The 12,198-nt window shown below is 36.7% G+C and carries 10 protein-coding genes; 3 read left to right on the top strand and 7 right to left on the bottom strand.

What is annotated here, in order from left to right; all coding sequences use genetic code 11:
• Window positions 1-9: 9 nt before the first annotated feature.
• From KIK00_RS14115 to KIK00_RS14140, 6 genes are all read right to left on the bottom strand, one after another.
• Window positions 10-498 (bottom strand): hypothetical protein, encoded by a 489-nt coding sequence (locus KIK00_RS14115; RefSeq protein ID WP_255813018.1) that lies wholly within the window; start codon window positions 496-498, stop codon window positions 10-12.
• Window positions 499-607: 109 nt separating this feature from the next.
• Entirely contained in the window at window positions 608-1,744 is a 1,137-nt protein-coding gene (locus KIK00_RS14120; protein ID WP_255813019.1) for a hypothetical protein, read from the bottom strand.
• A gap of 20 nt (window positions 1,745-1,764) precedes the next feature.
• Window positions 1,765-2,550, bottom strand: a complete 786-nt coding sequence (locus tag KIK00_RS14125) for a (Fe-S)-binding protein (RefSeq protein ID WP_047377320.1) — start codon at window positions 2,548-2,550, stop codon at window positions 1,765-1,767.
• An 88-nt stretch (window positions 2,551-2,638) separates the two neighbouring features.
• Complete coding sequence (locus KIK00_RS14130) at window positions 2,639-3,976, bottom strand: (Fe-S)-binding protein (protein ID WP_255813020.1); 1,338 nt, start codon at window positions 3,974-3,976, stop codon at window positions 2,639-2,641.
• Between the two features lie 8 nt (window positions 3,977-3,984).
• The gene (locus KIK00_RS14135) at window positions 3,985-4,935 is read right to left on the bottom strand and encodes an MlaD family protein (RefSeq protein WP_255813021.1); all 951 of its coding nucleotides are present in this window, start codon (window positions 4,933-4,935) and stop codon (window positions 3,985-3,987) included.
• A 129-nt stretch (window positions 4,936-5,064) separates the two neighbouring features.
• Window positions 5,065-7,218 (bottom strand): peptidylprolyl isomerase, encoded by a 2,154-nt coding sequence (locus KIK00_RS14140; RefSeq protein ID WP_255813022.1) that lies wholly within the window; start codon window positions 7,216-7,218, stop codon window positions 5,065-5,067.
• Between the two features lie 260 nt (window positions 7,219-7,478).
• Here KIK00_RS14140 and lon point away from each other — a divergent pair, with 260 nt between their 5' ends.
• On the top strand, window positions 7,479-9,884 hold the full coding sequence (lon, locus tag KIK00_RS14145) for an endopeptidase La (protein WP_255813023.1): 2,406 nt from the start codon (window positions 7,479-7,481) through the stop codon (window positions 9,882-9,884).
• A 206-nt stretch (window positions 9,885-10,090) separates the two neighbouring features.
• Complete coding sequence (locus KIK00_RS14150; RefSeq protein WP_255813024.1) at window positions 10,091-11,203, top strand: AI-2E family transporter; 1,113 nt, start codon at window positions 10,091-10,093, stop codon at window positions 11,201-11,203.
• A 128-nt stretch (window positions 11,204-11,331) separates the two neighbouring features.
• Here KIK00_RS14150 and KIK00_RS14155 read toward each other — a convergent pair whose 3' ends face one another.
• Window positions 11,332-11,580 carry a hypothetical protein gene (locus KIK00_RS14155; protein WP_255813025.1) on the bottom strand — a complete coding sequence of 83 codons (249 nt, stop codon included), beginning with the start codon at window positions 11,578-11,580 and terminating at the stop codon, window positions 11,332-11,334.
• 154 nt (window positions 11,581-11,734) lie between these two features.
• Here KIK00_RS14155 and KIK00_RS14160 point away from each other — a divergent pair, with 154 nt between their 5' ends.
• Complete coding sequence (locus KIK00_RS14160) at window positions 11,735-12,112, top strand: DoxX family protein (protein WP_255813026.1); 378 nt, start codon at window positions 11,735-11,737, stop codon at window positions 12,110-12,112.
• Window positions 12,113-12,198: the final 86 nt, after the last annotated feature.

A 12,198-nucleotide genomic window follows, 5' to 3' on the forward strand; every position in this document is an offset into this window, starting at 1 on the left:
TAATAGCGTTTATTTTACAGAAGCCGCCCAGCTTTTCTCCAAAGGAAGCAGGAAGTGGCTCAAAAAGTCAAGGTAGGTATTTTTTGAAAAGTCAAAAACCTGAATATCCTCTGAAAGTTCTCCATTTCTCAACTTCGTTTTAAAATCAATCAGCTTTAAAGTCTTCACTTCACCATTTTCTATAAAACTAGCTTTCATTCTGTCGAAAAGCCCCAACTGATATTCCTCATCAATTTCTCTCATTACCTTTCCTAAAGCATCAATGCTGCATCCTGAAGCCATTTCTTTTTCTTCATCTACACACACCACAATAAACTGATTCTTTTCAATTTTAAATGAAGAAGAAAGTGGTTTTCCGTGAGCGGCCCATGTAGCAAGGAAATCAAACAGTTTTTCGGTAATTGCTTTTGCTTCTTTCGTTTCAAAAGGTCTTGAAGCCGGATATATAATGACTCTGTAGTCGTTGGTTTCTACAATATTAGATTCTTCGATTTTCATAATGTAAGTATTTATTTTCAAGGAACTGCGCAATCACTTTCAGTTCTGATTATTGAACAGAATGTTACTGTAATTGTGATTTCAAATCCTTATCATTTTAAAGACAAAATTACGCAATTTTCTCGAGTTTGAGATCATTGTATTTTTTACTCAACACATAGAGCATCATAATGAAAAGCGGAAAAATAAACGGGAAGAAGAACCTTAATGCTGCCGACTGCGGAAAGAAAAAGAATTTGATGTACACATTCACCAGGAAAAGTACTGAAATCATCCTTACCCACGCATCTTTGGAACGCCAAAATACGACTGCAATCATGATGCTTACAGACAAGGTCACCTTTTTAAAGTAGATAATCTTGATATAAATAATGCTCAGATAGTCTTTTAAGCTGACTTCGATGGGATGTGTTGAAATAATAGGTCTTCTCTCGATAAAAGTATCATAAAAGACGTCTTTCCAGCCGGGATAATGATAAAATTTAATGATCGCCAGATACATCACTAAAAGTACTGTGCCCTGTGCAATAAGGGAAACATCAATTTTCTTTTCTCTGATGTAGTAAAAGAAGAAAACAGCAATAATATAAGTCAGGGTAAATGTAATATAGTCAGGACGTATAAAAGTAATTGCAAACAAAAGCACAAACATGCCCCATTTGCTCCACTTTTTGATCAAACCAATGATAAAGATCAGGATAAACTGAAAAATAAACATATCCGGTGTGGAAACTCTGGACATATACGTCATTGGCGGCAAAAGCATGGCAGCAACCGTTAGTCCTATTGCAAGCCAGTATTTCTTTGGAAACAGGAGCTTTAGAATATAAAATAATAATAATCCTGAAAAAAAGTAAGAAATAAGACTGGTAAACAGGACGGCCATTGGGGAAGAAAGTCCCAGCTTATAAAAAATAGTGATCACAAGAATATACCCTACTTTGATTTGAAAATAGGGTAATTGTTCTGTAAAAGATTGTGTATTTTTTACGAAATACTGCCTTGGAATATCCCACTGCTTTATTCCGATGATGTCTGTATAATGGTCTGCGGGAGCCTCTTTTTTTATTTCATCATAGGTGATGATTCGAACTTTATCTGGTGAATTCGGAAATTCAGAAGTATACATACATCCTAAATAACCCGGCATATCCCAGTCATATACTCTGTTTTGGTAATTCCAGAATGTAAGAGCAGCTAGTATCGAAATTATAAACAAAAAGGAGAGTCTCCATTCTACCTTCATAAACCTGTATAAGATTACAATTATAAATCTTCTGCTTCAGCAAGAAGTTCAACGATATCTTTTACGGCAACTTCGGTATTTTTGTTAAAGTGTTTTACACCATCTGTCATCATGGTATTACAGAAAGGGCATCCTGTGGCAATTACCTTTGGTTCAAAAGATAAAGCTTCTTCTGTTCTTTCAATATTGATGTCTTTATTTCCTTTTTCAGGTTCTTTAAACATCTGTGCTCCTCCTGCTCCACAGCAAAGACCGTTGGTCTTGCAACGCTTCATTTCTACAAGCTCAGCATCCAGCTTCTCAAGCAGCATTCTCGGAGCTTCATATTCGTCATTGGCACGTCCCAGGTAACACGGATCATGGAAAGTGATTTTTTTCCCTTTGAATGCTCCTCCTTCTATTTTCAGCCTTCCTTCTTCCATTAAGGTTTTAAGGAACTGGGTATGGTGTACTACGTCAAAATGACCACCTAAGCTTGGGTATTCATTTTTCAGGGTGTTGAAACAGTGTGGACAAGCCGTTACGATTTTCTTTACTTCGTAAGCATTCAGCACTTCAATATTTGTAAGGGCCATCATCTGGAAAACGAATTCGTTTCCTGCTCTTTTTGCAGGGTCTCCGGTACAGCTTTCTTCCTGTCCCAAAACCGCAAATTCTACCCCTATTTTATTTAATATCTTGCAAAACGCTTTTGTAATTTTTTTAGCACGGTCATCAAAGCTTCCCGCACATCCAACCCAAAATAAAACTTCCGGGGCTTTTCCTTCGGCAGCATATTCTGCCATTGTTTTTATATTGAAATCCATTTCTTTTTCAATTTGAAAATGTGAGAATTTGGAAATTTGAAATGATATAGATCTGTATCAATTTCAAATTTTCAAATTGATTAATTATCTAGTTTTCCGATGCCCAGTTCAGACGGTCAGCCTGATTATACTGCCAAGGGGCTGCATTGTTTTCCACATTGGTCATCATCAGATTAAGTTCCTGTGGAGCAGCAGACTGTTCCATTACCAGGAATCTTCTCATTTCAAAAATAATGGAAAGCGGATCAAGCAATACCGGACAAGCATCTGTACATGCATTACATGTTGTACAGGCCCAAAGTTCTTCTTTTGTAATATAATCGTTCAGCAGTTTTTTACCGTCATCAACGAATTTTCCGTTTTTATCAATGTTTCTTCCTACTTCCTCAAGCCTGTCTCTTGTCTTCATCAGGATGAGTCTCGGAGAAAGTTTTTTACCGGTAATATTAGCCGGACAAACGGAAGTACAACGTCCACATTCTGTACATGAGTAAGCATTAAGCAGCTGTACCTGGTTCAGATCAAAGATATCTTCAGCACCGAATTTAGAAGGCCCATCAGCTTCAGCTCCTTCTGCTGGTGCAGCATAAGGATCTGCATTAGGATCCATCATTAACTTGATTTCCTTTGTTACAGACTCAAGGTTATTGAATTTTCCTTTTTTATCAAGATTTGCATACCATGTACTTGGAAATGCAAGGATAATATGCAAGTGTTTTGAGTAATAAAGATAATTCATAAAGAAAAGGATTCCTACAAAGTGAAACCACCAAGCTCCTTTCTCTGTGAACATCAAAAATCCGCTATCAAAATTGAAGATTTCCAAAAACGGAACCAATGTCATTTCACTAATCGGGAAGCTTCCATGTTCAGGAAAAACACCTCTCGATTGTAAAATAAAATCTGAAGCATTCATCATAAAGAAAGCCATCATCAAAGCGAATTCAATGATCAAAATCCAGTTTGCATCATTTTTCGGCCATCCGAAAAGCTCTTTCATTGTCAATCTTTTCACTCCGTAAAAATTTCTACGAATAAAGAAAATGACAACGCCAATCACCACCAAAAGGGCTAAAACTTCCAGTGTTGCGGTAAAGAAGCTATAAAATGTATGTCCGAAAATGCTTGATAAGAAACGATGTGTCCCAAATATTCCATCAACAACGATTTCTATTAATTCGATATTAATAATCACAAAACCTACATATACAAAAAGGTGCAAAACTCCTGCAACAGGACGTGCCGTCATTTTACTCTGCCCCATTGCTACACGGGCCATAGTTTCCCAACGTTCTCCTTTTCTATCGTTTCTATTGATTTCGTGACCCAACCTGATATTTCTGTAGATCTTCTGCAGGCTTTTGGCAAACAAACCAAATCCGGCCACTAATAAAATCAGAAAAATAATGTTATCGATGTACTGCATAAGGGTTATTAGTCTTTATTATTTTTACCGAAAACCGAGAAGTTGATATATCTTTTCGGGTTCGCTTTCATATCCTCTATTAATGTATTCAAGTTGGAAGAAGCTGAGTTCAGGTTATTGTAAAGCTGATCATCTTTCATCAGTTTACCTAAACTTCCTTCTCCTTTGTCTATCCCACCAATCACCTGATTCAATTTCCCTACCGTAGCATCCAAATTGGCGATAGTTGCATTCAATTGCTTTGTATCAATGCTTTGAGCCAGATTTCCGTATTTATCCAGGGTTACTTTACCACTCTGCATGGTAAGGCTTGCGTCATCCAATACCTTTTGCAGTTTTGGGTCATTATGTCCTACAAGGGTATTTACACTTCCTGCTGTAGCCTGTAATGCTCCCACTGTTTTATTTAGATTGGATAACAAGGCTTTTATTTCGGCTCTGTTCTGAGCATCAAAAACCTGATTGGCATTCGCCATTAAAGAGTCTACTCTGTGCAGAACCACTTGCAGCTGATCTTTTACCGGACCTACCTGAGAAGAAAGACTTCCCAGTGTTCCCAATTTGAAAGCACCTTTCAGGGTATCACCATCCTTTGCAGTAGGACCTCCGTATGTAAGATTTACTCTCATTTCTTTGCCAGACATTAATCCTGGTTCAAAGATTTCTAATGATGAATTTTTTGAAAATTCAAATTTGTTATCTACTGTAATTTTTACAACAAAATTAATTTTACCGTCTTTTGAGGTCAGAGGAATAATTTTATCCACCTGCCCTACTTTCAACCCGTTTATAGAAACAGCCGAAGACTGCGCCAGGCCTTCCACATTATCATATTTTGCGTAAAATATATTATCGGTAGTAAAAAGGCTTTTCCCTTTCATAAACTGAAACAACACCACAAAGCCTACAATAGCCAGAAGTGTGATCACACCAGCTTTTAATTCTTTACTGAACTTCACTTGCTAATTTTTTTCTAATAAGCAAATATAACACATTTTAAATAAATCTTTTCCAATATTGTTCTGCGTTAAATACAAAAAAAAGCGACAAAAAAATTTGTCGCTTTTTATATCATTGAAATGAATTTCTTATTGTTGCTGATTTCCAAGTTTACCCCAGATTTCAATTCTAAAATCTTCAATATCTGCATTGTCCTGAAGACTTTTCATCCAAGCCTGTCCGAACATTCCAGAACTTCTCTGAGTAAGAGACTCTGTAAATTGTTTAAGATCTCCAGGCTGTTTGTTTACAGTTTCTGATTTTTTGATCAAAACATAAACCCCTGTTCCTCCTTCAACCGGGTTAGAAAGCTTACCTTTTGCAACACCGAATGCTACACCGGCAACTTTAGGTTCCATAGCACCAGCTACTGAAGGGTTCAATAGATTTACCTGAGCAGACTGTTTTTGAGCTGCGAATAATTTAGCAACCTGATCTAAACTAGAAGCTTTTGCCGCTGTAATCTTATCAGAAATTTGTTTTGCCGCCAATTTATTTTTAACTACAACTTCGATCTGATCTCTTACAGATTCCGGATCAGCAAGACCTGCATCTTGTTTCCCGTTCAGATAAACTACAATTTTATCGCCTGTTCCATCTACAGTAAATAGTTCAGTATCTCCTTTAGTTCTTTTCTTATCAAAAGCCCAAGTAAGGATTTCTGCATCTTTTTCAGTACCTAAGCCCTGAATTTGACCTTCAAATCTTTTTGCTGCTTTTGGATTAGAGAACTGGTAATTCCCTTTTTTAGCAATATTCACGAAGTCGTTGAAAGATTTCCCTTGAACCTGCTGAATGAATTTTCTTGATTTTTTGTCTGATTCAGCCTCAGTAGCATCTGAAGGTTTGATTGCTTTCACAAGGTTAGCAACTTTATACCCCATTGATCCTGATTTTTTATCTTCAATATTGATGATATGGTAACCGAACTGTGTTTCTACTACGCCTGTAGCTCCTTTAGGATTGCTTGCAAGGTAAGCAAGGAATTCAGGTACAAAAGGTGTTTCAGGAGTTGTCCATCCTAAGCTTCCTCCCTGTGCTGCAGAATTCGGATCGCTTGAAAGCTTAAGGAATTCTGTAAATTTAGCAGGAGTTGCTTTTACAATAGCTCCGATAGAGTCTGCCAATTTCTTAGCCTGCTCCTTAGTTCTTGTTACCCCTTCACCTGCAGGACTTCCTTTGAATGCAATAAGGATATGTCTTGATAAAGTAGAATCTGAAGCTCTTTTACCTATAAGTTTAGAAACTACATAAACGTCTTGCTCTTTATAAGGACCAAAAGTCTGACCTACTGCTGCTGCTGTGATCTGATCTTTGATCGTTGGCGGCAATTGAGCAGGATTCATATACTGAGGATTGAACGGTGCATCAGAATTTGCCATTACAAACATAGAATCATTTTTCGTATTCTGGAAGTTTTCAGTACCTCCGCTTGCATCTGTACCTCCTGAATATAATTTTGTAATTTCTTTCAAGGTTGCTGCATCATCTGCTGCACTAGGTTTTGATGGAAAATATACGACACCGATATTTCTGCTTGGTTCAGCTTTGAACATTACAGGGTGCTGCTTGATGTAGTCTGCCAGATCCTGTGTTGTAACATTGATCTTTGTTTTCTGAAGATACGCTGCATAATCCACTTTCACAAAGTCGATATCAGCAAGCTGATCTCTCTGCTTCATCAATTCTTCTGCTTCTTTCTTACCGGTAGTGATACCTGCTGAAATATTGGTAAACACCTGTCTTGCCATTAGTCTGTACTCAATCGTCTTTTTAGTTTTCAACCATTGATTATATCCTTCTGGATTGGTGTTTTTTAATGTTTCAATTTCTTTTTTAAGCTCTTGAGTTTTAAAGTTACCTTTCTCATCAAAGAACTGTTGATTCTGAGCAAACATCTGATCGTACTGGATTTGATTCCAGAAATAATCATCAGTCATTTCAAAGCCTAGTTTCTCAAACTGTTGTTTGATAAGTTTAGATTGTACAAGTAACTGCCAAGCCTGCTCTTCAAGACCGTTTTTCGGACGCCCTTGCTGATCAGCCTGTTGCTGCAACACGAAAAGCTGATCATTGAACTCTTCGCGGGTGATTTTCTCACCATTTACTTTTCCTAAAACGTCAGGATTCTTACCAAAAACCTTGTCGATACTATCGGGGTTCACCAGGAACGCCAAAAGCGCTAAGGCTATTACTCCCATTAAAAGCCAAGGCTTACTCCTAATCTGTCCTAAAATTGCCATTTTATAAATTATAGTTTTTTATCAGTTTGCGAAAATACACATTTTTAAGAAATTACAGAAACAGAACTGCTTTATTTTGATTTTTAATGCAAAGTTTATCTAAAAAAGGAAATTTTGACCGTATTTTTAAGTAAAAAACAAATGGCATAAGTATTGTGCATTTTTAGAATATTATAATATGCCACACGTTTTCAGAGCATATTATAAAAAATCCCTTTAACGATAAAAAACGAAAATGACAATTTGTCATTCGATTGACTATGACAGAATTTGAAGATATTAGTTTAGAAGAAATGATCAGCGATGGATTTGATATCGTAGCTGAAGAAATCAATCTTTCCGACTTCGCAGAGACTGATAAAAATTCCGAACAGAAAATATTCCCGATACTTCCCGTAAGAAATATGGTTATGTTCCCTAATGTAGTAATTCCTATTACCGCAGGGAGAAAAAACTCTATACAGCTTCTTGAGGAAGCACAGAAGAACGGGGATTTCATTGGAATTGTAAGCCAGAAAAATTCGGATATGGAACAACCTTCCGAAAAAGATATTTATACTACCGGTACATTAGCAAAGATCATCAAGATCATTAAGCTTCCGGAAGGAAATATTACAGCAATCACGAAAGGGTTCCATCGGTTCAAGATTAAAAAGATCATTGAAAACCAACCTTATTTCAGAGCAGAAATATCAAAATTAAAAGATACGCGTCCTAAAAACCAGGAGGAATATGAAGCATTACTTGAGAACATCAAGGATCTTGCTTTAAAGATTATTGAACTGGACCCGAATATTCCTAATGCGGCGAACTTCGCGATCAAAAATATCAATAACAATGATGATCTTCTTAATTTCATCTGCACCAATGCCAATTTTTCTTCAATTGCAAAACAAAAGCTTCTTGAAGAGAAAAGTCTGATGATAAGAGCTAATCAATGCTATGAAATGATGCATGAGGATTTCAGAAAACTGGAACTGAGAAGTCAGATTCATCAGAAAACCTCCAAGGATCTTGACAAGCAGCAGAGAGAATATTTTCTGAATCAACAGATCAGAACCATCCAGGAAGAATTGGGCGGAGGACCTGAAAGTGATGTTGAAGATCTGATTGCCAAGGCTAAAACCAAAAAATGGAACAAAGAAGTAGAAGAGCATTTCCAGAAGGAAATCGGCAGACTGCAACGTCAGAATCCTAATTCTCCGGATTATAATGTACAGAGAAATTATCTGGATTTCTTTACGGATCTCCCTTGGGAAACCTATACAAAAGATGTTTTTGATATTGCCAAGGCCGAAAAAGTTCTTGACAAGGCTCACTTTGGGCTGGAAGATATCAAGAAAAGAATTCTGGAGCACATGGCTGTTTTAAAGCTAAAAAACAACATGAAATCTCCCATCTTATTACTAGTAGGGCCTCCTGGGGTTGGTAAGACTTCTTTAGGAAAGTCTATTGCAGATGCTCTAGGAAGAAAATACGTGAGATTATCATTAGGTGGTCTTCATGACGAGAGTGAAATCCGCGGACATAGAAAAACCTATATTGGTGCTATGGCGGGAAGAATTTTACAGTCTATCAAAAAATCCGGTACTTCAAATCCGGTAATTGTTCTCGATGAGATTGATAAAATAGGACAGGGTCTTCATGGGGATCCAAGTTCAGCATTACTAGAAGTTCTTGATCCTGAACAAAATAAGTCTTTCTATGACAATTTCCTTGAAATGGGTTATGATCTGTCAAAAGTAATGTTTATTGCTACAGCCAATTCTCTTTCAACGATACAGACGCCTCTTTTAGACAGAACGGAGATCATTCAGATTGCCGGTTATACTTTGGAGGAAAAGATTGAGATTGCGAAAAGACATTTAATCAAGAAACAGCAGGAGGAAAATGGTCTGGATGCAAAATCATTCAAACTTGGAAACGCAGAGCTTAAGCATATTATAGAAGCCCATACTTCTGAAAGCGGTGTAAGAACTCTGGAGAAAAGAATTGCTGCCATTGGAAGATGGGTAGCACTACAGACGGCTTTGGTAAAAGAATATGATCCAAAAATTTCGCTTGAAAAAGTAGATGAAATTCTGGGAGTTCCAAGACCGAAAAGCTTATCTGAGATCACTGGAGTCCCGGGAGTTGTAACAGGTCTTGCCTGGACTAGTGTAGGCGGAGATATTCTTTATATTGAAAGTATTCTAAGCAATGGAAAAGGTTCTTTGACGATGACCGGAAATCTTGGAACGGTAATGAAAGAATCTGCTACTATTGCTCTTGAATATATTAAAGCTAAACATGACGAACTGGGAATTCCTCAGGAGGAACTGGACAAGAAAAATGTTCACGTACACGTTCCTGAAGGGGCAACACCTAAGGACGGACCGTCTGCAGGTATCGCTATGCTGACTTCAATGGTTTCTTCTTTTAAAAATAAGAAGATAAAACCCCATCTTGCGATGACGGGAGAAATTACTCTAAGAGGAAAAGTACTTCCTGTAGGAGGAATCAAAGAAAAACTTCTTGCCGCTACAAGAGCCGGAATTAAAGATGTTATTCTTTGTGAAGCCAACAGAAAAGACGTGGAAGAGATCAAAAAAGATTATTTAAAAGGTCTTAAAGTACATTACGTAAGCAGAATGGAAGAAGTCATTGATATCGCCATTGAAGAATAAACAACTTATAACATATTAACTTCTCAATAGGGAAACACGTTCTGATATCCAGGGCGTGTTTCTGTTTTATAAACAAATACATCCTTTTCTTCATTACGTGGAATAAAATTTGATACAATAGAAGAAAATTCCGAAGGATTGGATAAAAAATTTTTCAATTCAGTTGGGTTTTCTTACTTTTATTCCACACTGCAGATTTTTAGATTATGAATTTTCTTAGACTTCCTTTCCTTGTCAAGCTTACACTTGTGGTAATTTCCATCATCGGTCTTGGCTACCTGCTGGCATTGGGACAGACTATTTTAGCTCCGTTTTTCCTTGCATTCCTTATGGCTATGCTGTTTTTGCCGGCGGCTACTTTTATGGAAAGAAAGTTAAGACTTCCAAGATCAATGTCCACAATGACCTCAGTGTTCATTATGCTGATTATTTTAGGCGGAATCATTTACTTTTTCACCAATCAGCTATCAGATTTCAGTAAGGACCTCCCTCATCTCAGTGAGCAGTTTACAACTGTTTTCAATGGTCTGCAGCACTGGGTTTCCAAAACGTTTAATGTGAAAGTAGATGAACAGGTAGATTATATCAACCAAGGATTGAATAAGCTTCTGTCTTCTTCAGGCGCTATTTTAGGATTTACTTTTGGAATTTTTTCCACGGGATTCGGCTTTATTATATTTTTCACCCTGTTTTTTATCTTTATTTTAAATTACAGAAGGCTTTTAAATAACTTTATCGTTACCGTTTTCAACGAAAGACATAAATCAAGTGTACAGGAAGCTGTAAATGAGATTCGTATCATGACCAAGAAATATATCTTCGGGCTTTTTCTTCAGGTGATTATTGTTTCAATTTTAACATCCATTCTCCTTACAATTCTGGGGGTGAAATACGCCATCCTCTTAGGAGTTCTTACTGGATTATTAAACGTTATTCCATATCTTGGAATTTTTATTTCACTTTTAATTTCCTGTTTTATAGCTTTTGCAACTTCTACTCCTTCTACCTGTATTTATGTTGCTTTGGGATATATCGCCATTCACGCTGTAGATGGAAATATTGTTCTGCCATTTGTTGTGGGCTCTAAAGTAAAAATTAATGCTTTGTTTTCTTTTATTGGTATTCTTTTAGGAGAGCATCTTTGGGGAATTGCAGGCATGTTCCTGTGTATACCGGCAATTGCCATTATTAAGATTATTTGTGAAAGAGTAGACGATCTTAAACCTTGGGGAAGGTTGCTTGGGGAAGAACCGAGACCTCATAAGAAGAAGAAAACTTATAAGATTTCCAAGAATATTACACTGAAGGAAATGGACTGATCATGAATAATAAGTGATAAGTAATAGGTAAAGGATAATAATTAATATCACTCCAACTTTGAATACTTAAACTTTGGATTTTAAATAACAAAGACTGCCTTTTTCAAGACAGTCTTTTTTTATTTTTGTTATGAAAGAGGACACAAAGGACTCGTTCCATTTGGACAAGTATCTGTACATAGGATATAGGACTGACTGTCCGGACAGTATCCATAAGTCGGGCCTCCCGGATCTCCTCCAGGGCCACCTAAACAAGGATCTCCTGGTGGAATTTTACATGGACACCCTATTGGGCCAATATCACATTTTCCAATACCTGCTCCTCCCTGGATTTCTCTTAAATCCGTGCGGCTTAATTTTTTAAGATTTTTTTGCATGAGTTATTAGTTTTAATTTGCATCCCGAAGATATACAATAAAAATTATACAAAAGCACTAATTAACGTACATTAACAATTGATTTCATATTTTATGTTAAATAAAACCCAACATATCCTATTTTTATTTTACATTTGATATTAAATCATCAATCATGAAAATAATAAAATTCATTTTATGCTTACTTTTCGGGCTTATGTTTATTAATGCCGGATTAAACAAGTTTTTTAATTATATGCCTATGGAGAAACCCACTCCGGAGCAGATGAAACTTTTCGCAGCTTTTGGAGAAATTAGCTGGCTGATGCCACTAGTGGGCATCGTTGAAGTCATTGGCGGATTATTATTCATTTTTCCAAAGACAAGAGCACTGGGAGCTATTGTTATTTTACCTGTCATGGTAGGAATTGTCACTCATGTTTTCACTATGGATAAATCTCCAATGGGAATGGGTATTGCCGGGGTGATGTTCCTGATCAATCTTTGGATGATTATTGACAACAAGGAAAAATATAAACATTTAGTTTCTTAAGGCTTCAGATAATAGGTTGCAGGTTGTAGTTCTTATAGTGATCAATTAAAATTTACTGTTGTTAATCAGTCTGAAACACACTTCAG

Source organism: Chryseobacterium sp. MA9, from assembly GCF_024399315.1.
GTDB lineage: Bacteria > Bacteroidota > Bacteroidia > Flavobacteriales > Weeksellaceae > Chryseobacterium.